The following is a 19,609-nucleotide window of genomic DNA, read 5'->3' on the forward strand; positions in this document are numbered from 1 at the left end:
ATCTATGCGATACATCCGTTACGCATTTCTGGCGACCCTTGCGGTCGTCCTGATCACAGTCGCGCTGGCAAATCGGGCGACTGTAACTCTGAATCTGCTGCCTCAGGAACTTTCCGGGTTCCTGGGATATAGCTGGTCAATGACCCTGCCGCTTTTCGTCGTGATCTTCGCTGGCGTCATTGCGGGCGTGCTGATCGGCTTCGTCTGGGAATGGTTCCGGGAACACAAGATCCGCGCTGAAGGTGCCCGCACCCGCAAGGAACGGGATCAGTTGGCGCGCGAGGTAAAGACCTTACGCGACCCCAAGACGCGCACGGGTGACGATGTGTTGGCCCTGATCGACGACACCAAGTGATCTGAACCTCATGTGCGCAAGTGTAAAAATCTGCGGGCTGTCCGACCCGAGGCATGTTGATGCTGCGGTGACGGCAGGTGCGCGCTATCTGGGGTTCGTGTTCTTTCCGAAAAGTCCACGCAATGTGTCGGTTGGACACGCCGCCGAGTTAATGGCCGATGTGCCGGTTGGTGTGGCGAAGGTCGCACTGACGGTAAATGCCGATGACGTGCTGCTGGACCGGATCGTGTCGGAAACCGTGGTCGACATGTTGCAGCTTCACGGGGCGGAAAGCCCGGAGCGTGTGGTCGAAGTCAAAGCCCGTTACGGTCTGCCGGTGATGAAGGCCATTGGAATTGCCGGGCCTGACGATGTCGGGCAGATAGAACTTTTTGCCGGGGTGGCAGACCAGTTGCTGATCGACGCCAAGGCCCCGAGGGGCGCGGACCTTCCCGGAGGCAATGGCATCTCGTTTGACTGGCGGCTGGTGCAACGCAAATACTGGCCGTGCCCGTGGATGCTGGCCGGAGGGTTGACGCCGGACAACGTCGCCGAGGCCATTCGGCTGACCGGGGCCAAACAAGTTGATGTCTCGTCGGGGGTTGAATCCGCGCCGGGGATCAAGGATGACAGGCTGATCGCGGCCTTCTGTGCCGCAGCACAAGCCGCCGCTTAAGGGGAGTGAGCCCATGGCCAACGATCTATTCAACAGTTTCATGAACGGCCCCGATGAAAAGGGCCGGTTCGGCGATTTCGGCGGGCGCTTCGTGTCCGAGACGTTGATGCCCCTGATCCTTGATCTTGAGGCAGAATATGAAAACGCCAAGACGGATGACAGTTTCTGGGCCGAGATGCAGCACTTGTGGACCCATTACGTGGGCCGCCCCAGCCCGCTTTATTTTGCTGAAGGTCTGACCAACCACCTGGGCGGCGCAAAGGTCTATCTGAAACGGGATGAGTTGAACCACACCGGCGCGCACAAGATCAACAATGTGCTGGGGCAAATCCTGTTGGCCCGCCGCATGGGCAAGACCCGTATCATTGCTGAAACCGGGGCCGGGCAACACGGCGTGGCCACGGCCACGGTCTGTGCCAAATTCGGTCTGAAATGTATCGTTTACATGGGTGCCCACGACGTGCAGCGTCAGGCCCCCAATGTGTTTCGTATGCGCCTTCTGGGGGCCGAAGTTATTCCCGTCAGTTCGGGTCGTGGCACGCTGAAGGACGCGATGAATGATGCGCTGCGTGACTGGGTGACAAACGTGGCCGACACATTTTATTGCATCGGCACGGCGGCTGGGCCACACCCCTATCCCGCTATGGTGCGCGACTTCCAGTCGATCATCGGCAAGGAAGCCAAGGAACAGATGCAGGCTGCCGAAGGTCGGCTGCCTGATACGTTGATCGCGGCCATTGGCGGTGGGTCGAATGCCATTGGTCTGTTCTATCCATTCCTGGACGATGACAGCGTGCGGATCATCGGCGTCGAGGCAGGCGGCAAGGGTGTGAATGACAAGATGGAGCATTGCGCGTCCCTGACCGGTGGACGCCCCGGCGTTCTGCACGGCAACCGCACTTTCCTGTTACAAGACGAAGACGGGCAAATCCTGGACGGCTATTCGATCTCGGCAGGGCTGGACTATCCCGGCATCGGGCCGGAACACAGCTGGTTGCACGAGATCGGACGCGCCGAATATGTGGCGATCACGGATAAAGAGGCGCTGGATGCGTTTGAACTGTGCTGTCAGACCGAAGGGATTATCCCTGCGCTGGAGCCCTGTCACGCGCTGGCACATGTGATGAAGATTGCGCCAGATCTGCCCAAGGATCACATCATCTGCATGAACATGTGCGGCCGGGGCGACAAGGATATCTATACCGTCGCCAAATATCTGGGGTTCGACATGTCCGACACGGAAGGTCGCGACGCCGACTGATCCGGGTCAATCCAACGCAGCGGCAATCGTCCGAAACATGGCGATGTTGGCGTCGTTGACGCCCTCTTTGCGAAACTTGCGGTCGGCGCTGTTCAGTGCAATCACCACATCGCGCGATGTGTCGATGAAGATATACTGGCCATATATCCCGCGCGCGAAATACTCGCCGTCAGGCGCGTTGGGGGCGATCCACCACTGAAACCCATACCGCTGTTCGTCCGTCGGCGTCGGGGCAGAGGGAACGGTCGAGGCCGCAATCCAATCTGCCGGCACGATCTGTTGCCCGTTCCAATGTCCGTCCTGCAAGAACATCTGCCCGAAGCGGGCATAGTCACGCGTGCGCAGGTTCAGACCGCCCAGCACGAAGGCCACGCCATAGCCGTCGGTAACGTAATAAGGGTCGGCTTCGAAGCCCATTTTCTGAATGACATGGCGTTCCAGCAACTCGGGGATGGACTGACCGCTGGCGCCCCGGATCACCATGCCGATTACATGCGTGTCGATCGAAACATATTGCCAGGTCTCGCCCGGTGGCGCGAAGGTTTCGGTCAGGCTTGCAACAAAGTCATCCATCGACTGCCCCAGCGCCAACACACGGCCCATTCGGTTGATGTCGGAATTGAAGTCCAGATAATCCTCGTTGAAGACGACACCCGACGACATGTTCAACACATTGCGGATCGTTGCGCCTTCATATGCGCTGTCTTTCAGTTCTGGTGCGTAAAGTTCAACCGGATCATCCAGTGAGCCAATCGCCCCTTGCTCCACCACGATCCCTGTCAGCGCGGACAGAAAACTTTTGGCAACCGACCAGCTTATGCGGCGGTCTTCCGGGTCTGTGCCAAGGTGATAGCTTTCGTGCCGCACCGCGCCGTTTTTCAACACAACCAGCGCCGTCACAGACCGTTCTGCTATCCAATCCTCGGCCCCGTCAGGCAGTGTCAACGGTGTGCCCTGGGGCAACGCGGCAGGTTCTGTGCCGCCGCGCGACATCGTTCTGGTCAGAAACGCCTGATCCATGTTTGAAAAGTTGTGAACGATTTTTTCTTCTGAAAACAAGGAATTTACAGCGATCAGCCTGTTGATCCCATCCCGTTTCCAAATCGCCGCAGCAGCGATCAGCACAACGATGACCAAAAAAGCCTGCAACAGACGTTTCAAGACAGTGCGCATGTGACTCCACGATTTTTTGGTCAGGGTGCCGCCCAATCGACCCAACGTCCATGGAAATCGACACGACCAAGCGTCAACGTGTGACCCTCGGGCCAAAGCGTCAGGTGAAGAGCTGCGCCTTTGCCAAGCTGATCGTCGGCTTCCATGGCAAGATGTGCGACCGGGCCGTGTTGAGCCGCGGTTTCAATGGCTGCTTGGCAACGCGATTGCGTCTGCGGCGGGAAATATTGCCAGGCAATGGTGTGGTAGACGAGCGTGAGGTGATCAGGGGTGACAGTTATTAACTGATCCTCAAGCCAGTCGGCAGCGTCGCCTGCGTCCACCCGAGCCTCAAGCACATCCATCACTGCGCGGGTGTGCAACAGACGTTCGGGCTGATCGGACCAAAGATACGAGATCAGGCGCAGGGCATCGTCCGGATCGTGCGCATTCATCGGCATCAGGTCCACGCCGCGCCGGTCGATGATAGTCGGAACCTTGCCAGTCGGCAGATCGCCCCGCCAGTCGGGTGCTAGGGTGATAACGGGGTCGGGCGGGCCAATCTGTCCATCCGGCAGGACCAGTGTAAACCGATCCCACATCAGGTTCAGTCCGGCGCTCGCGCCCAGTTCATACATACGGATCGGCAGGTCGTAGCGTGCGGCCAGCCAATGTCCCGCGGCGATCAGAACGGCCGCGCGGCGCACTTCGTTGGTTTGCGGAGGATTGTCGAGCCATTGGTCCAGAAGCGCGGTGTGATCGTTCAGCGCCCCCTGGATCGCGGCCCAAAGGCTGGCGTCCGCGGGCGCGGGGTTCGGCGGGTACTTAGCTTTCAACGCAGGGCAGGCTCCGGTCAGCACCAAGGCGTGCAGCCCGGCCAGCAGGCGTAAAGGCACCGAATGCCCTCGAGGACCGATTTCACCGGGCCAGTTGAACATGCGATCTGTCAGCGGCGTGCCGGGCTGAATCCTCTCGGCAAGCAGGTCCAGCACGCGCGCGGTGAAGGGTGAACCAAGATGCCTGTTGCTGCCCGCTTGATGACGCAAAGCGTCGCGTAAACTCATGAAAACTTATCCATCAACCGTTGAAGCGGGCTGCGGGTTTCCTTGGGTTCAGCATTCGCATCTGGTTTGGAAGGCGATGCTGGTGCGGGGGCGGATTTGGTGTCAGGTTTCGGTTGCGAAGTGGACGAGCGCGGCGGATTGACCCGCCGCCCGACGGCGTTCATGAACTTGCCGCTGTCCCCTTCTGCAAGGTCGGGAGCCCCGTCGGCACAGCCGCGCAGCACATCATCCAGCCAACCCTCATCCGCCTTGGCGAAATCGCGCAGAACATAAGAGGAAACCGCGTTCTTGTTGCCCGGATGCCCAATGCCCATCCGCACGCGGGTATAGTCTGGCCCGATATGAGCGTGGAGTGAGCGCAGGCCGTTGTGTCCCGCATGGCCGCCACCATGTTTGACGCGCACTTTGCCGGGGGCCAGATCAAGCTCGTCATGGAAAACGACGATGTCATTCGGTGTCAGCTTGTAAAACCGCATCGCCTCGCCCACCGATTGGCCGGACAGGTTCATGAAGGTCTCGGGCTTCAACAGCAGCACTTTCTCGTGGCCCAGTTGCCCCTCGGAAAGTGCGCCTTGAAACTTGCCGCGCCAAGGGGCAAACCCATGGTCCTGCGCAATGCTGTCCAGCGCCATGAAGCCGATATTGTGGCGGTTGCCCGCGTATTTTGGGCCCGGATTGCCAAGCCCCACAAACATTTTCATCTTCGACCTTTCCTGCTGGACTTTCTACCCGCGCACCGGACATGGTGTGGCACTGTTAAACTAAAGATCACCCACACGGGTTGCAATCACCCCTGCGTATCGCGATCGGAGACCCCTTTGCCCCGGTATTCGATAGATGGAATTGACCTTGATATTCCGCTCCATTGTCTGAACGACAATCTTAAACAGCAGTTGCAGAATGAACATTACGAATGGAAAGAGGTCAACGGGCTGAAACGACACCTGAAGAAGGGTGATCGGGTGCTCGATTTGGGAGGTGGGGCTGGCTATATCGCCATTCAGGCCGCGCGTATTGCTGGGGCAGGAAATGTCGCGACGGTAGAAGCCAGTGCCGAGATGGTGCAAGCCATCGGCCGAAACCTTGTGCTGAACCACGCTGAAGCCGTTCGTGTTTTGCATGGGGCTGTGGTGCCTGACGACTTTTCAGGAGGAAGTGTCGAATTCGACGTCAAGCCAGCCTTCTGGTCGTCGGCCATTGCAGTGGGTCCGCGAAAAGGGGCTGCGCAACGGATTAAGGTGCCCGCCCTCAGACTAAGCGATCTGCTGCACGCGTTCGAACCAAATCTGGTGATCATGGATGTGGAAGGGGCGGAGCGGGACCTGGCACGCCAGGACTGGCCGCTCATGGTGCAGTTGGTGATCATGGAAATCCATCCACAGACTTATCCACCCGCTGGCATACAAGAGATTTTCGATGGCATGTCGAAAGCCGGCTTTGCCTATATGCCGTGGGGGTCGCGGGGCAATCTGGTCGTGTTTCAGCGCTTGCCGGGTAAGGGTATGGGATGCTGAAGCAAAAAAGCGGGCCCCGCAGGACCCGCTTAACTGTCGTCCGGCTGGACTGATTTACTCTTCCGACTTCATTTCGGTTGCTTCGACTTCGTCGGCTGCGACCTCTTCGGTCTCTTCCGCTTCGTCATCTGCCGAGCGCAGTGAACTTGGGGCCGAGATGTTGGCAATCACGAAGTCACGGTCGACGGTGACTTTCGCGCCTTTCGGCAGGTCCACGTCCGAGATGTGGATGACGTCGCCCACTTCGCGGCCGGTCAGGTCAACAACGATCTGCTCGGGGATCTCACCCGCCATGACGTTCAGTTCGACTTCTGGGCGCACAACGGTCAGAACGCCGCCTTTTTTCAGGCCGGGGGCTTCTTCTTCGTTGGTGAACTCAACGTGAATGAACAGGCTGATCCGCGTGTTGCGGTGCAGGCGCATCAGGTCAAGATGGGTCGGCAGGTCTTTCACAACGTCACGCTGAACGTTCCGGCAGATGACACGAAAGTCATCTTCGCCCTCGACCTTCAGGTTCCAAAGGGTCGAAAGGAACCGACCAGCGCGCAGCTTTTTCAGCAGCTCGTTGAAAGGGATGTTAATCGGTAGCGGGTCTTCACCACCACCATACACGATACCGGGTACGAAGCCTTCGCGGCGAGCTTGACGAGCGGCCCCCTTGCCTGTCCCCGTCCGTACCGTGGCTACTAGATCAGGAATCTGTTTTGCCATGGAAATTCTCCAGTTTGTTGATGCGGGATTCCTCCAAGGGTGTAAGTCCCGCGGTTGAAGCCGTGCCTATAGACTGATGGCCGTCAAAAGAAAAGAGGATTCTTGCCCGGCGGGTCTTGTGAAATGGACTGCTCGTGCCGGTTCCGGGCCTGTGTCCGCTTCGCCTGCTTTGCCCGGCAGACCAATGCATCGGTTGCAGATTTCCGCCCGAAGGCCTGACGCGCATTGCGGACAAAGGTATCACGTTCTGCCCGCGCGCGTGCAAGGTCGGAATTGAGCTTCGTCAGCTCCCGTTCGACCCAGCGTTGCCAGGTGCCGTAATGCCCGCTGGCCAATGAGAGCGGCAGGGCGTCTTCCGACCCGGATGCAGGCGCGGCATAAAGCAGACCGCGCAGGTCTGAAATGCAACTTTCCAGATCCTCAATGTCACGGTTGTGGCGTGCAAGCGCGGCCATCGCCGCGTCATGTTGCAGGGCGGCCAGAACCGCCAATTGCGTCAGTTGGTCAGTCATTTAGTAGCCCCGAACATGTCGCGCGCACGACTGCGCATCTTCTCGGCGAAACGGATCGCGGCGGCGACGGCCTTGTAGTGATCGGGTGGAACTTCGTCACCAATGTCGACCGTGGCATAAAGCGCCCGCGCCGTTGGCGGGTCACTGTGGATCGGCACGCCGTTTTCACTTGCCGTCTCGCGGATCCGCGCGGCAATCTCGTCAACGCCCTTCGCAATGCAGATCGGGGCGGCACCAGGCATCCGCGACCATTTCAGGGCCACGGCGTAATGAGTGGGGTTTACGACAACCACGTCAGCGTCAGGCACGTCGGCAAGCATCTGGTTCATGGCAATGGCATAGCCTTTCTGTCGTCGCTGCCCCTTCATGTGGGGGTCGCCCTCGTTCTGCTTGATCTCGTCCATCAGATCCTTATGGGACATGCGGTTCTTGCGCAGATGCTCCTTATGTTGCCAGAAATAGTCGATGCCACCGATGACCAAGGCGATCACAAGGACAAGCGCGAAAAACTCGACACTCAGATCAAGCAGGACGACCGTCGTCATTCCTGCACTCAGTGACATGGTGGACAGAATTTCGGGCAGCTTCACCCAGATGAACATACCCAGCATCAGCGCATAGATCGTCAGTTTCACAAAACTTTTGGCAAACTCAAACAGGCCGGATCGTCCGAATTTGTTCTTGGCGTTCGACAAAAGCGATAGACGATTCAGCTTCGGTTGGAGCTTTTCCGGTGAAACGATAAAGGTTCGCGTCGCGATGGCGAGCAAAAGAACTGCTGTTGCCGGGGCCAGAAACCACGGCGCAAGATGTTTGCCCAGCCCCACCAAAAGAGATGCGGAAAACGGTGCGCCACCGCGAAAGACCTCGTCCGCGATCTGGTCTGGCCGAGCAAGAATTCCAGCCAATAATTCGCCAATACCCTTCAGGCTTGTCGCCCCCAGTGATGTCGCGACCAGCAATATGGCAAGATATGACGTGGCTGTGTTCAACTCGGCGGATCGCGCCACCTCGCCACGCTTGCGAGCATCGTCCAGTTTCTTCTGCGTTGGTTCGTGCTGTTTGCTGTCGTCATCATCCGTCCCGGACATCACCGACCTCCGAACGGGTTAGCAAGTATTGTTTCAAGCGCCGCTTGCCAGACGGGCAACAACAGGGGTGCGGTCAGCAACAACAGGATCAATCCGCCTGCCGTGATCGCAGGGGCGCCAACAAAGGCCACCATCAACTGAGGCATCGCCCGGTTGATGACGCCAAGCGCCACATTATAGAGCAATGACGCGATGACGAAGGGCGCAGCGAGGGTGAAAGCCAGTGAGAATGCCCGCGCGATCTGCACAATTCCCCAGTCAGCGAACGCCTGTGTATCGGGAAACTGACCGATCGGAAAGACGCGATAGGTCAGGATCAGGCCCGTCGCCAGCTTGACATGCAGGCCGAGCATCACGGCCAGTGCCAGCCCTGCCACAACCAGAACATGCCCGATCGCAGGTTGCGGATCGGCATTCGCGCCCCCGATTAATTGCGCCAGCGATGTCGATTGTGCTGCGATGCTGCCCGCGACTTGAAGCGCCATGATCATCAGACGGATCGCAATGCCGAACCCCAACCCGATCACCGGTTCCGATATATAAACAAGCGGCTGAAGCGGCGGCGTGGTTCCGATGTCCGCCATGACACCGGGCGCGACGATCATCGTAAAGGCGAGCGACAGAAACAGACGCACCCGCGCCGGAACGGATTTTTCGCCAAACGCGGGCAGGACGGCCATCGCCGCCCCGACCCTGAGAAAAACCACCAGGCCCTGTTGCAAAAGCAGTGGCGCCAAGGTCGCGATTTGATCCAGTGCCGCGATCATGCGGGGATCATCCCAACCAGCGACGGTTTGGCTTCGGTACCGATTTCTTCGAATGACAGAACGGGGTTTGCGATACCTTTGGCAGACAGCACTGTTTTCAAGAACCGTCGTCGCCGGGACGAGGTCACGACGGCAGGGTATATGCCGTTCTCGCCAGCCCGCGCGATCTTGTCGGCCACGGAATTTGCAAGCCGGTTAAATTCTTCTGGCGGCAATGCGACATCGCTGCCAGCATCGCTGTCAAGCTGATGGGATTGAAACATAGCCTCCCATTCTGGTGCAAGTTGAACAAGCGGCACGGTTCCGTCGTCACGTTTCAATTCCGCGATCAGTTGAAACCCCAAGCGCTGGCGAACATGCTCACAAATGCTGTCTGGCGAGCCATAGACAGGACGTGCTTCGGCAATGGTTTCGATGATCAGGGGGAGGTTGCGGATCGAAACACGCTCTTCCAGCAATAACCGCAGGACGGTGTGAAGCAGGTCTAGCGGTACTTTTTCCGGCACCAGTTCGTCCAGCAGACGGCGATTGGCCTCGGCCCGGGTTGCGTCGGACAGGTTCACGAATTCGTCCAGCAGCCGGCGCAACGCCTTGAACCCGAGCAGCCGCGGGAAGTTGCGTTTCATCACCTCAAGTAAATGGGTCGCAAGAACTTCGGTTGGTGCAATGACGGCGCAGCCTGACAATGCGGCTTCTTCCTGTCGGTCAGTGCTGATCCAACGAGCGGGCGCGCCGTAAACCGGCTCTTTCACGTCGTCGCCGTCGGGCAGGTTGTCGTCTGGGCCGGACAATATGACCAGCGCGCGATGCGCCTGCAAGATATTGCGCGCCTGCTCGACCCCCTGAATCCTGATCGCATAGGTGCCAGCGGGAAGTGCGCTGTTATCCGTCAGCCGGATTTCCGGCAAGATCAGCCCGAATGAACTGGCAATGTGATTTCGAATGCTGGCAATTCGGGCGTCCAGACCGGTGGCGGGATCCAAGACCATCGACACAAGGTCAGGCGCAAATTCAACGTGGATATCATCCAGATCAAGAATGTCTCCCAGGCTTTCGACCGGGGTGGCCACGTCGTTGTCAACAAGGTTAGAGGTCGCTTTTTGCGCTTCCGCAAGCTGTATTTGGTGCCCCTTCCAACCGGCTGCCCCCAATGCGGCCGCACCCAGAATGAACGGCAAGAAGGGCAGCCCGGGAACCAGACCGAACAGCGCCATCAGAACTGCCACAGTGACAAGCGCAGACGGATATCGCCCAAGTTGTGAAAACAGGGCCAGGTCTGTTGAGCCGGAGGTTCCACCGCGCGCCAGCAGCAGCGCCGAGGCAATTGATATGATCACAGCCGGGATTTGCGTCACCAACCCGTCGCCGACGGTCAGGATGGCATAGGTCTGAAATGCGTGTGCGACCTCCATGTCGTGAACCACCACGCCGATCACCAAGCCCATGACCAGATTCAGGAATGTGATCAATAGACCTGCCACCGCATCGCCTTTCACGAATTTCGAGGCACCATCCAAAGAGCCAAAGAAGGTGGTTTCTGCCTGCTCTTTTTCGCGCCGCGATTTGGCTTCAGCGTGGTCGATGGCGCCCGCGGACATGTCACTGTCGATCGCCAACTGCTTGCCTGGCATCCCGTCCAACGCAAACCGCGCGCCCACTTCTGCCATTCGCGCCGCGCCTTTGGTGATGACGATGAAGTTGACGATCAACAGAACGCAGAATACCACGAGGCCAAGCAGGATGCTGCCACCCATGACGAAGCTGGCGAACCCCTCGATCACGCTGCCCGCCGCCGACGTACCGGTGTGGCCCTGTCCAATGATCAGTTTGGTAGACGAGACGTTCAGCGACAGACGCAGCATCAGCGATGCCAGCAACACCGTGGGGAAGGCCGAGAAATCCAGTGGTCTTTCGATAAACAATGTGACCGTAAACATCAGAATCGCCAGTGCAAATGATGCAGCAAGCCCGACATCCAACACCCAGGCCGGCATCGGCAGGATCATCATGACAATGATCGCCATCAAGACCAGAGCCAGCAGGATGGTGGGGCGGAAGATGTCTTTGATAGTCAGCATGGGCGGGGTTTCCCGGTGACACAGGCAGACCGGCAGACCAGTTCAGAGACGCGGGTCAAGTTATCAGTATTGTGATGTGGTGCGGATTGGGCGAGAACTTTGCAATCAAGGGAAAGAGCTTGGTTGGGCGGGAAGACGAGCCCGCGCAGACAATCTGGGTCGACCGGAAGACGATCCGGTGTCACCCCGTGAACGAACCCGTCCAGCGGGTCACGGGACCTGACGTACCGTCGATCCACCTGCATTCTGATTGCAGACTGCTTCCCTGCGATGCCGCCCAGGGTCCGGTGCGGATAGGTGTCGTTCGGATTTGATTTAGGCATTGAGATGCAGGTCCTGCTTCTGTCTGCCACTCAAACTACTCAGCCATGCTTAACAAGCAGTAACCACGGCTCCACTTATGATGTTGGCGCGCGCTGCAAGGCTTCTTCGATGCGCGCGCGGATTGTCTTGCTGTCTTGGATCATGGTTTCATAGGCTTCAAGAGAGATTTCTGCATCAGGGTCATCTACAAAGCTATGCGAAAGACGATCCGTAGGGACGCCGCGCGCGGCCTTCTGGTCGGTTGCCAGCTGCGCGGTTTCGCGAAGCTTTTGCGATTCGGCGTCATTCAGTCCAATCAGATAACCAAGCGCGACTTTGGCCTGCCCATCGCTTAGGGCAGCCTTGGCGATCAGCACGCGGGCCTCGCGCCCCGGCGGGGTGGGCTGGTTGGTCAGTATATCTTTCGTCGCCGCTGTAAACCCCAAGCCAAGCAACCTGTCCGCAATCGATATCCGCGTCTCTTCATCGGCGTCCGCCCACATGGATGACCCAATGATATTTCGAAGGAAAACGCCGTCGGCAGCGGAGTTGGTCAATGCCATGCCGAACTCATTCAAGATTTGAAGATGGCGGTCATTTTTGCGGTCTGGGAAACGGTCGAACGTGCGCAATTTCGCCTGAACATCGCCGAAACGCGCGCTGTGGATAAGCCCCCGGACCTCCGCAATCGCCAGGTCGACACCCTTGGCCGACGCCTTGTTTTCATGCGCCAATGAGGTGAGAAGCTCCAGCGTTCGGTCTGGAATGCCCGTCTGCGTTGCAATGTGGTTTTCGATCAGCAAAAGAATAGCATCGACGGCGTTCTGATCATCCGTTTCGACGATTTCGGTCAGCCGATCACGAGCCTCAGAGTTTTGCCCGGTTTCCAGCGACAGTTGAGCCTCCGCGAGTGTATTGTCGGTGTTGGACGTTTCGATGCCGCGTTGAGTGATGCGATTAATCTCGATTGACGTGTCGGTGTCCCCGATGGCCAGGAATTTTCGCATCGCCATTGGCCCAAGAAGAGTCCGAAGATGGCGCGGTAGGATCGAAAACTCGGAAATCACAGCCGCGGTGTTGATGGGTAGATCTCGGGGCAGGCGAGGCTGTGAAAGCACCGCCCACAAGGCTACCGGTCCGTCGCATGTCAGCTGTGTTGCCATTCGGGCGTGTCCCGCTGCACTGCCGGTATCGACGATCTCGGCCATCAATTGCAGGTCATCATCATCGGTCAGAATACCCCGATATCTTTTCAGATAGGATTGCGCTTCCGCCCCGAGGGTCAAATAAATCTGATGCTGTATGAACGACCGGAAGATGTCAGGATCCAGCCTGTCGAGTTCGGTCGTCAGCTTGTCCCGATAAGTTGCGAAGTCCAGCTTTTCTTGATCATTTCCGCCCCAGTCGGCGATCGTAAAGGATTGAGCCGGGAGACAAACCGAGCTGTTATCCGGCGCGTTCGAAATCGACGTCGATCGATCAGCGTCGCGGTCGACCGAAGTTTGAATGCTGATATGGTCCGTGGCTGACGGAGGTTCGAACTCAAGCGCTGGGGTTTCAACTGCGGCAAGAGGTTGTGTCTCACGTGGCGTGCTTTCGCTTTTGTCTGAAACTGGAGGGTCCGGGATCAAGGGCGCATCCAAAAGACCTTGCGATGCGGCCCGAGCCAGTTGTTCGAGAAGGGATTTTTCGGTCAATGGGCGCAGACTGACGGGGGCTGGACCCGAATGTGAAGGATCGCCTGCACCTTCGAGGGCAGGCTGTTTGAGCGTTTCAAGCGCCTCGCTTCCGTCCGACACACCGGCGATCACTCCGGCAATCGGAAGCCCGCGGCGAGCGTGCAGTGCGCTGGGTTGATTGTCTAGTTTCGGATTTTCAAGACCAAACTGCCCATTCTGCGAGGGAATCGGCTTCCGGCGTTCGGGGGCGTCGACAATATCAATCACAAACTGCCCACCTGGCAGTGTTTGAGTGACCGCATCACAAGGGCAGTTGACAATGATATCCAAACCGCCGCCATCACGTGAGGTCAGATCGGCGATCCTATCGCGCGGAATCATGTCAAAAACGCTGTTGGTCCTGAATCGATCCGCATCATTCCCGGACGTAACCCGAAAGCCTTCTGCGGCTCGTGTCAGTGCTGGCCTGTCAGACCGGCTCGTGTACACCACCAATCGCGAGAATTCCTCGTGTTCACCTGCTTTGACCTTGATGTCTTTTGCCGCCAAGATTGTCGGCCAACAAATCAGCAGGGAGAGCAAGATGAGACGTTGGGACATCAGGCGACCTGCTTGACCTCTTTCAAGGCCTCCTCAAGTTCGGTGAAACTGGGGCGGTGGTGCCCGGGTGTGTTCTGTCTGCCTACCTCGATACAGATATTGACGGAATGATTGTATAAGTTGGCGACCAGCACCTCGCGGATCAGCTGATAGAAATGAGCGTCTTCCTCGACCACGGTTTTGACCTTCGTCGAAAACGGCCCGACCAAACCGTAGGCCAGAAAAACGCCCAGAAACGTCCCAACCAGAGCGCCACCGATCATCTTTCCCAAGATTTCAGGTGGTTGGTCAATTGACCCCATCGTCTTGATGACCCCCAAAACGGCCGCGACAATGCCAAGGGCAGGCAACCCGTCGGCAACGGTTTGCAATGCGTGACTGGAATGCAGTGCGTGATGTAGATTGGCGTCCATCCGTTTTTCAAGAACTTCCTCGACCTGGTGAGGGTCATCGTAGTTCATTGTCGCCGAGCGGAGCGTGTCGCATATAAGATCCACGGCCTCACGATCTTCAAGGATCTTCGGGTAGCGACTGAAAATGGCACTGTCCTGCGGATTTTCGACATGTTCTTCAAGGGCGACGGCGTTTTGCCGGGCCTGTCGGATCAGTTCGAACAAGAGGCACAGAAGATCGCGATAATCGCCTGGCTGCCATTTCGGGCCTTTGAAGACCTTTCCAATGTCTTTCATTGTGTGTTTGATTGCCGCCATATCGTTCGAGATAACGAATGCACCGGCAGCCGCCCCGCCGATCATGGTAAACTCGAACGGCAAGGATTTCATGATGATCCCCATCTTTCCGCCAGCGGCCAGATAGCCACCAAACACCATCACGAAGATCAATGCGATACCAACAAATCCGATCATCTTGTGCCTCTTGAACTGGTTACTTTGCGGTCATGTCTTCATCACAGATAAGAGTTAACAAACCCCCGCCGCTCTCTAGTTTGTCGGCGCATCCGAGTTGCGACCAGCAAACACAACGCTGATGGCATAGGCGGATTGTGGATCAAGGCCTGCCAATATCTGTGCGGCGATGGGTGGTTTCATACGTGACAGAAAGCCTGCGGCAAATTCCGGGTCCATAGTCTCGAACAACGGAATGGCTTGTTTGGGCTTCATGTTTTCGTAAAGGGTGGTCAGGCGGGTCAGATCATCAGAAGCTGCCGTATTCGCGGCGGCCATTGTGGCGGCCAGGGCCTTCTCGGCAGTCACCAGCGCCTGCAATTTTTCGTCTAAGGTGTCTTCAGCGTTCGAAAGAATTTTCAATCGCTTGTCCAGAGCGGTTTCGTTTTCGACAAGTGTCTGTTCGCGGGCTTGAAGCGCTTTCAGAACCGTCTCGATATCCGTTTCGGTGGTGCAGATGGCGGGTTCCCCGTGACTGGCCGATGTCCCGCGCAGCAGGTTGTTTACGTCATCCGCGATGGCCATGCCAAACCCGCCCAAACGGACCAGTCCCGATGTCGCGAGCAGCAGTGCCAGCGTCAACAGAATGTGTCGGCTGGTGGCGCGGCGGCGAAATTTGCTACGTTTGGATCGTGCCCACATCATTCCGCCGCTTTCATCATGCGATGGCTCACGAACATCGGTGCGAGCTCATTTTCCTGAGCCATATTCTGCTGGAAGTTGTGTGGCTGATGCGCGTCGGTTTTGTGCGGTTCCGGTGCTTGCATGTGGTCGCTGTCGGGTAGATCGTGCAGACTTGCCATCATCAACTCCAACTTTTGTGCCGAGGCCTCGGCCCGCTCCGTCAGATCGGTCAGAATATCGGCACTTTCGCCTGCGGCGTCTCGCGCGCTGTTTAGCATGGTGGTCATATCGTCTACTTGCGCGGACAGCACCGCAACCGCACCGCCCATTCCATTTTGCAGGTTGTTAAACCGGCGCAAACGCCGTGATAAAACCATGCAGTAGACGGCGGCACCGATAGCACCGATGCCCAGCATGATGTCGGCCAGAATTTCCATACTCATGCCTCCCTATCAATTAAGGACGAATTCGAGGATCAGAAGGTCGCGCACGCGTCCTTCGCCCGTGACCAATTGCACGCGTCGCAGCATTTGCGCGCGAAGTTCGATCAGGGCCGCCGGGTCTTCCAGCACCGTAATGTCAACCGCCCGAAGGTAGGCGTTGAGTACGTCAATCACGCGCGGTAGAAGATGGGAGACATCCGCTTCATACCCCGGCACAACTTCCAGCGACCCACGAAACCGCAAGTGGCGGCTCTTGCCGGAGCTCCCAAGCGAAATGATCAACGGTTCCAACTCGACAAAGGCCACGGTGGGCAAATCGGCTACGGAAGCCACAAGCTTCTGTGTTTCGCCTTTTGTCCCTGCACCGCCAATCATCCCCGAATATGTCGCGAAAAACCCGCCACCACCCAGGACAATCGCCAGAATCACTCCGATCAACACACCTTTCCGGGGCTTCTTTTTTGTCGACTCATCGGCGGTATCGGCTGTCAGAACGGCGTCGGTCATGTGGGCATCCAAAGAATTTTGTTCGATTCGTTATAAGCTGCTTCCCACTAACCAATTGTTAAGGGCGATCGGGGAAGACTGCGGAATGTGACGGGGGCAGAAGCCCGCTCGGTTAAAGGAGTTGCGTCTTGCAGCAGATCGCCTCGATATGGGTCAGCTTGGATATGCGGAAACGCATCATCGTGGTGGCCTCGACACTCGCGATGTTCGTTGCCGTGATCGGATTGTCCCGCATGGCGACTTCGACACAAATGACGTTGCTTTATGCGGGTCTGGAAAGCGGTGCTGCGGGAGAAGTCGTCAAGGCACTTGAGGCGCGCGGGGTTGTTTATGACATCCGCGGCGGGTCGATCTTCGTCGACACCTCGCAGCGTGACAGTCTGCGCATGACCTTGGCCAGCGAAGGTCTGCCAGCAAATGGCGGAAAAGGGTATGAACTGCTGGATGGTCTGAGCGGGTTTGGCACCACGTCACAGATGTTCGACGCCGCCTACTGGCGCGCGAAAGAGGGGGAGTTGGCACGAACCATCGTGGCAAGCCCGCTGATCCAGAATGCTCGAGTTCATATTGCAAATACGTCGACCCAGATGTTTCGCCAGCGCAACGAGCCATCGGCCTCGGTGACGGTGACAACGGCCAGCGGCGCGTTGCCAGGGGGGCAGGCAAAAGCCCTGAAGTTTCTTGTGGCGTCTGCCGTGCCCGGGCTGCTGCCGGAAAGGGTTTCGGTCATCGACAGTCGGGGGGGATTGATCGCAGCAGGGGATGAGAAAACTGACCTTCCCAGCCTTGCCTCTGATCGCGCGCTGATCCTGAAGCAGAACGTGGAGCGGTTGATAGAAGCACGCGTCGGGTTTGGGAACGCCGTGGTTGAGTTGAATCTGGAAACCGTGACCGAACAGGAATCAGTGAGAGAGCGCCGATTTGATCCCGAGACACGCGTCGCCGTGTCGACCGACACGCTTGAGACGTCGAACTCGGCCAAGGATAGCGAAGGCGCGGGTGTAACCGTGGCGTCGAACTTGCCCGATGGGGATGCGGCAGCCAGCGGCAATTCGTCGTCAAACACTTCCGAGACGCGCGAGCGTATCAACTACGAAGTGTCGGAAACCACCCGTGAGGTGATTACCGCGCCGGGCGCGATCAAGCGGTTGACTGTGGCGGTGCTGATTGACGGGATCAGAACTATAAATGACGCAGGGAACGAGGTATGGAGCGCCCGTAGTGCCGATGAGCTTGCCAGCCTGCGCGAACTTGTAGCGGGCGCGGTCGGCTTCGACGAAGCGCGTGGCGATCAGATCACGATCAAGTCGTTGGAATTCGAACCCGTGCCGACTGTCGGCAGTGCACCTGTCAGCGGGCTTCTGTCCGGTTTGACCATCGATGTAATGTCACTGGTCAAGGTCTTTGCTCTTGCGGTGGTCGCGCTGGTTCTTGGCCTGTTCGTGCTGCGCCCGATTCTAGCCTCTCGCCCGGCGGAGATCGCGACCGAGACCGCAACCGCAAGCGCGTCTGCAGCCATAGCGCCGCCGCCATCCGCCGCGCCGGGGTCAACCGATGCGTCCACCCTTCCCGCCGTGGTCGACACACCCGCGAGGGGTGAAATCGTTCCGGCAGATCTGTCGGAAATGACCGGTCCAGATCCAGTTGAGAGGTTGCGCAATCTGATCGCAGAGCGTCAGTCCGATACCGTTGAAATCCTGCGTGGCTGGATGGAAGAAGATGAAGAGGTCGCGCGATGAACAAGCCTCTTGTCTTGGAAGATTTCGAACAATCCGATCTGTCTGTTTCACATCCCGGCATCCGTTCTGTCGCCGAGGCTGAACTGGAAAAAATCCGGCTGACGTCATACGAGGCCGGGTACAGCGCGGGTTGGGACGACGCAGTGAAAGAAGCGAATGTCGACAAGGATCGCATCGAAGCCGAGTTCGCCCGCAACCTGGAAGACCTGGGATTCACGTTCCACGAGGCAAGAAGTCACGTCTTGGGCTCGCTTGAACCCCTGTTGCGCACCATTGTCGACACGCTGCTGCCCGAAGTCATGCGGGACGCACTGGGCCAGGTTATCAACGATGAAATCATGCCATTGGCGGCGCAAGCGGCGGATACCCCGATCGAGGTGCGTGTTTCCTCTGGCAGCCGAAAGGTTCTGGATCATCTGATGGATCGCGTCACAGCGACACCATTGCAGGTGTTTGAAGATGACACGTTACCGGAAGGTCAGGTGTTCCTGCGGTCGTCATCATCCGAGCGCTGCATTGATCTGACATCGGCTCTGGCACGGATCAAGGGCGCGGTTACAGCACTGTATGACATCAACGAAAAGGCTTTTGAACATGGCTGACCACCCGTCCTCGCCCGACCCCGGCACTGCCGCAAATCCCTTCGTGCAAGTCCCGATTGAGATTACAATCTCGGTTGGCCGCGCACGGCCCACGGTGAAAGAACTGCTGCACCTGACACAAGATACCGTGCTGCCGCTTGACAAACGGATCGAGGATCCGGTTGAGCTTTATGTTGGTGACAAACTGATCGCGCGCGGCGAGTTGGAAGAGATGGAGGGAGACCCGCAAGGACGTCTTGCCGTCCGTTTGACCGAAGTTGCAGATCTGAAATCCGACCTATGACCGTTCGCCGGTTGGGTCAACCAGGGCGATGTCTTGCGGTCGTGGTTGCCATCGTGGCGATCCTGATCGGCACAGCTGGCATGGCTGGGGCACAGGACATCACCCTATCTCTCGGGGATGAAGGGTCGCTGGCGACACGGACCATTCAGGTGTTTGTTCTGGTGACTGTGCTGAGCCTTGTGCCGGGGCTGGCCATCATGGTCACGTGCTTTCCCTTTATTGTGACGGTCCTGTCCATTCTGAGGCAGGCGATTGGATTGCAGCAATCGCCCCCGAACATGTTGATCGTCAGTCTGGCGTTGTTTCTGACCTATTTCATCATGGAGCCGGTGTTTGTCGAAGCCTGGGCTTCGGGCGGTAAACCTTTTTCCGACGGTGCGCTTGAGCTTGAGCCGGCCTTCATGGCCGCGATTGACCCGTTCCGTGTTTTCATGGCTGCGCGCATTGACCCCGAGACTTTTGCCCATCTGGCAGCGCTGCGCGAACAGACCGCCGATGTTGTTGTCGGCAACGAAGCACCTCTGTCTCTGTTGGTGCCCTCGTTTCTACTGTCGGAAATCGAACGGGCCTTCCAGATCGGGTTCCTGGTCTTCCTGCCGTTTCTAGTTATCGACCTGGTGGTTGCCGCGATCCTGATGTCGATGGGTATGATGATGGTGCCGCCGGCGATTGTATCATTGCCGTTCAAGCTGGCCTTCTTTGTGGTTGCAGACGGTTGGACGCTGATATCCGGCGCGCTGGTCAGAAGCTATTTCTGACTCCGC

At 57.9% G+C, this 19,609-nt stretch carries 21 protein-coding genes; 8 read left to right on the forward strand and 13 right to left on the reverse strand.

Annotation, left to right across the window (positions count from 1 at the left end; all coding sequences use genetic code 11):
* Positions 1-4 precede the first annotated feature (4 nt).
* From BMY55_RS03975 to trpB, 3 genes are read left to right on the forward strand one after another with little or no spacing between them, the layout of a single operon-like run.
* Positions 5-355, forward strand: coding sequence for a LapA family protein (locus BMY55_RS03975; protein ID WP_091428483.1), 351 nt, complete (start codon positions 5-7; stop codon positions 353-355).
* 10 nt (positions 356-365) lie between these two features.
* A complete protein-coding gene (locus BMY55_RS03980; protein ID WP_091428484.1) occupies positions 366-1,010 on the forward strand; it encodes a phosphoribosylanthranilate isomerase in 645 nt (214 codons plus the stop codon).
* A 13-nt stretch (positions 1,011-1,023) separates the two neighbouring features.
* A complete protein-coding gene (gene trpB, locus BMY55_RS03985; RefSeq protein ID WP_091428486.1) occupies positions 1,024-2,271 on the forward strand; it encodes a tryptophan synthase subunit beta in 1,248 nt (415 codons plus the stop codon).
* Between the two features lie 6 nt (positions 2,272-2,277).
* Here trpB and BMY55_RS03990 read toward each other — a convergent pair whose 3' ends face one another.
* From BMY55_RS03990 to pth, 3 genes are read right to left on the reverse strand one after another with little or no spacing between them, the layout of a single operon-like run.
* A complete protein-coding gene (locus tag BMY55_RS03990; RefSeq protein WP_091432002.1) occupies positions 2,278-3,444 on the reverse strand; it encodes a serine hydrolase domain-containing protein in 1,167 nt (388 codons plus the stop codon).
* Between the two features lie 20 nt (positions 3,445-3,464).
* Positions 3,465-4,487 (reverse strand): DUF2332 domain-containing protein, encoded by a 1,023-nt coding sequence (locus BMY55_RS03995; RefSeq protein WP_091428488.1) that lies wholly within the window; start codon positions 4,485-4,487, stop codon positions 3,465-3,467.
* The gene (pth, locus tag BMY55_RS04000; protein ID WP_091428490.1) at positions 4,484-5,188 is read right to left on the reverse strand and encodes an aminoacyl-tRNA hydrolase; all 705 of its coding nucleotides are present in this window, start codon (positions 5,186-5,188) and stop codon (positions 4,484-4,486) included. The genes BMY55_RS03995 and pth overlap by 4 nt, the downstream gene beginning before the upstream one ends.
* A 117-nt stretch (positions 5,189-5,305) precedes the next feature.
* Here pth and BMY55_RS04005 point away from each other — a divergent pair, with 117 nt between their 5' ends.
* Entirely contained in the window at positions 5,306-6,001 is a 696-nt protein-coding gene (locus BMY55_RS04005) for an FkbM family methyltransferase (RefSeq protein ID WP_177179283.1), read from the forward strand.
* A gap of 54 nt (positions 6,002-6,055) precedes the next feature.
* Here the strand turns inward: BMY55_RS04005 and BMY55_RS04010 are convergent, their stop codons facing one another.
* The 10 genes from BMY55_RS04010 to BMY55_RS04060 form a co-directional block, all read right to left on the reverse strand.
* Positions 6,056-6,712: a 50S ribosomal protein L25/general stress protein Ctc gene (locus BMY55_RS04010; RefSeq protein WP_091428492.1), complete on the reverse strand. Its 657-nt coding sequence runs from the start codon at positions 6,710-6,712 to the stop codon at positions 6,056-6,058.
* Between the two features lie 83 nt (positions 6,713-6,795).
* Positions 6,796-7,224, reverse strand: coding sequence for a hypothetical protein (locus tag BMY55_RS04015; RefSeq protein WP_091428494.1), 429 nt, complete (start codon positions 7,222-7,224; stop codon positions 6,796-6,798).
* Positions 7,221-8,315: an EscU/YscU/HrcU family type III secretion system export apparatus switch protein gene (locus tag BMY55_RS04020; RefSeq protein ID WP_091428496.1), complete on the reverse strand. Its 1,095-nt coding sequence runs from the start codon at positions 8,313-8,315 to the stop codon at positions 7,221-7,223. The genes BMY55_RS04015 and BMY55_RS04020 overlap by 4 nt, the downstream gene beginning before the upstream one ends.
* Complete coding sequence (locus tag BMY55_RS04025; RefSeq protein ID WP_091428498.1) at positions 8,315-9,082, reverse strand: flagellar biosynthetic protein FliR; 768 nt, start codon at positions 9,080-9,082, stop codon at positions 8,315-8,317. Before BMY55_RS04025 ends, BMY55_RS04020 begins: the two co-directional genes overlap by 1 nt.
* A complete protein-coding gene (gene flhA / locus BMY55_RS04030) occupies positions 9,079-11,160 on the reverse strand; it encodes a flagellar biosynthesis protein FlhA (protein ID WP_091428500.1) in 2,082 nt (693 codons plus the stop codon). The genes BMY55_RS04025 and flhA overlap by 4 nt, the downstream gene beginning before the upstream one ends.
* A 398-nt stretch (positions 11,161-11,558) precedes the next feature.
* On the reverse strand, positions 11,559-13,523 hold the full coding sequence (locus BMY55_RS04040; protein WP_143064277.1) for a hypothetical protein: 1,965 nt from the start codon (positions 13,521-13,523) through the stop codon (positions 11,559-11,561).
* A 218-nt stretch (positions 13,524-13,741) separates the two neighbouring features.
* Positions 13,742-14,608: a flagellar motor stator protein MotA gene (motA, locus tag BMY55_RS04045; RefSeq protein ID WP_091428505.1), complete on the reverse strand. Its 867-nt coding sequence runs from the start codon at positions 14,606-14,608 to the stop codon at positions 13,742-13,744.
* 75 nt (positions 14,609-14,683) lie between these two features.
* The gene (locus BMY55_RS04050) at positions 14,684-15,229 is read right to left on the reverse strand and encodes a MotE family protein (RefSeq protein ID WP_245744644.1); all 546 of its coding nucleotides are present in this window, start codon (positions 15,227-15,229) and stop codon (positions 14,684-14,686) included.
* 59 nt (positions 15,230-15,288) lie between these two features.
* On the reverse strand, positions 15,289-15,708 hold the full coding sequence (locus BMY55_RS04055) for a hypothetical protein (protein WP_091428507.1): 420 nt from the start codon (positions 15,706-15,708) through the stop codon (positions 15,289-15,291).
* A gap of 15 nt (positions 15,709-15,723) precedes the next feature.
* On the reverse strand, positions 15,724-16,221 hold the full coding sequence (locus BMY55_RS04060; protein ID WP_091428509.1) for a flagellar basal body-associated FliL family protein: 498 nt from the start codon (positions 16,219-16,221) through the stop codon (positions 15,724-15,726).
* 128 nt (positions 16,222-16,349) lie between these two features.
* Here BMY55_RS04060 and fliF point away from each other — a divergent pair, with 128 nt between their 5' ends.
* Genes fliF through fliP form a run of 4 tightly spaced genes read left to right on the forward strand, consistent with a single transcriptional unit; the run spans position 16,350 to position 19,603 of the window.
* Entirely contained in the window at positions 16,350-17,960 is a 1,611-nt protein-coding gene (fliF, locus tag BMY55_RS04065; RefSeq protein WP_091428510.1) for a flagellar basal-body MS-ring/collar protein FliF, read from the forward strand.
* Complete coding sequence (locus BMY55_RS04070) at positions 17,957-18,562, forward strand: FliH/SctL family protein (RefSeq protein ID WP_091428513.1); 606 nt, start codon at positions 17,957-17,959, stop codon at positions 18,560-18,562. Before fliF ends, BMY55_RS04070 begins: the two co-directional genes overlap by 4 nt.
* Positions 18,555-18,845: a FliM/FliN family flagellar motor switch protein gene (locus tag BMY55_RS04075; protein ID WP_091428517.1), complete on the forward strand. Its 291-nt coding sequence runs from the start codon at positions 18,555-18,557 to the stop codon at positions 18,843-18,845. The genes BMY55_RS04070 and BMY55_RS04075 overlap by 8 nt, the downstream gene beginning before the upstream one ends.
* Positions 18,842-19,603, forward strand: a complete 762-nt coding sequence (fliP, locus tag BMY55_RS04080; protein ID WP_091428520.1) for a flagellar type III secretion system pore protein FliP — start codon at positions 18,842-18,844, stop codon at positions 19,601-19,603. Before BMY55_RS04075 ends, fliP begins: the two co-directional genes overlap by 4 nt.
* The last annotated feature ends 6 nt before the right edge of the window (positions 19,604-19,609 follow it).

This window comes from Aliiroseovarius sediminilitoris (genome assembly GCF_900109955.1).
GTDB lineage: Bacteria > Pseudomonadota > Alphaproteobacteria > Rhodobacterales > Rhodobacteraceae > Aliiroseovarius > Aliiroseovarius sediminilitoris.

Coding starts and splice junctions, on each gene's coding strand:
- BMY55_RS03975 (WP_091428483.1), top strand. CDS start 5: ATGCGATACATCCGTTACGCATTTCTGGCGACCCTTGCGGTCGTCCTG.
- BMY55_RS03980 (WP_091428484.1), top strand. CDS start 366: ATGTGCGCAAGTGTAAAAATCTGCGGGCTGTCCGACCCGAGGCATGTT.
- pth (WP_091428490.1), bottom strand. CDS start 5,188: ATGAAAATGTTTGTGGGGCTTGGCAATCCGGGCCCAAAATACGCGGGC.
- motA (WP_091428505.1), bottom strand. CDS start 14,608: ATGATCGGATTTGTTGGTATCGCATTGATCTTCGTGATGGTGTTTGGT.
- flhA (WP_091428500.1), bottom strand. CDS start 11,160: ATGCTGACTATCAAAGACATCTTCCGCCCCACCATCCTGCTGGCTCTG.
- fliP (WP_091428520.1), top strand. CDS start 18,842: ATGACCGTTCGCCGGTTGGGTCAACCAGGGCGATGTCTTGCGGTCGTG.
- BMY55_RS04015 (WP_091428494.1), bottom strand. CDS start 7,224: ATGACTGACCAACTGACGCAATTGGCGGTTCTGGCCGCCCTGCAACAT.
- trpB (WP_091428486.1), top strand. CDS start 1,024: ATGGCCAACGATCTATTCAACAGTTTCATGAACGGCCCCGATGAAAAG.
- BMY55_RS04060 (WP_091428509.1), bottom strand. CDS start 16,221: ATGACCGACGCCGTTCTGACAGCCGATACCGCCGATGAGTCGACAAAA.
- BMY55_RS04040 (WP_143064277.1), bottom strand. CDS start 13,523: ATGATTCCGCGCGATAGGATCGCCGATCTGACCTCACGTGATGGCGGC.
- BMY55_RS03995 (WP_091428488.1), bottom strand. CDS start 4,487: ATGAGTTTACGCGACGCTTTGCGTCATCAAGCGGGCAGCAACAGGCAT.
- BMY55_RS03990 (WP_091432002.1), bottom strand. CDS start 3,444: ATGCGCACTGTCTTGAAACGTCTGTTGCAGGCTTTTTTGGTCATCGTT.
- BMY55_RS04055 (WP_091428507.1), bottom strand. CDS start 15,708: ATGGAAATTCTGGCCGACATCATGCTGGGCATCGGTGCTATCGGTGCC.
- BMY55_RS04070 (WP_091428513.1), top strand. CDS start 17,957: ATGAACAAGCCTCTTGTCTTGGAAGATTTCGAACAATCCGATCTGTCT.
- BMY55_RS04010 (WP_091428492.1), bottom strand. CDS start 6,712: ATGGCAAAACAGATTCCTGATCTAGTAGCCACGGTACGGACGGGGACA.
- BMY55_RS04020 (WP_091428496.1), bottom strand. CDS start 8,315: ATGTCCGGGACGGATGATGACGACAGCAAACAGCACGAACCAACGCAG.
- BMY55_RS04025 (WP_091428498.1), bottom strand. CDS start 9,082: ATGATCGCGGCACTGGATCAAATCGCGACCTTGGCGCCACTGCTTTTG.
- BMY55_RS04075 (WP_091428517.1), top strand. CDS start 18,555: ATGGCTGACCACCCGTCCTCGCCCGACCCCGGCACTGCCGCAAATCCC.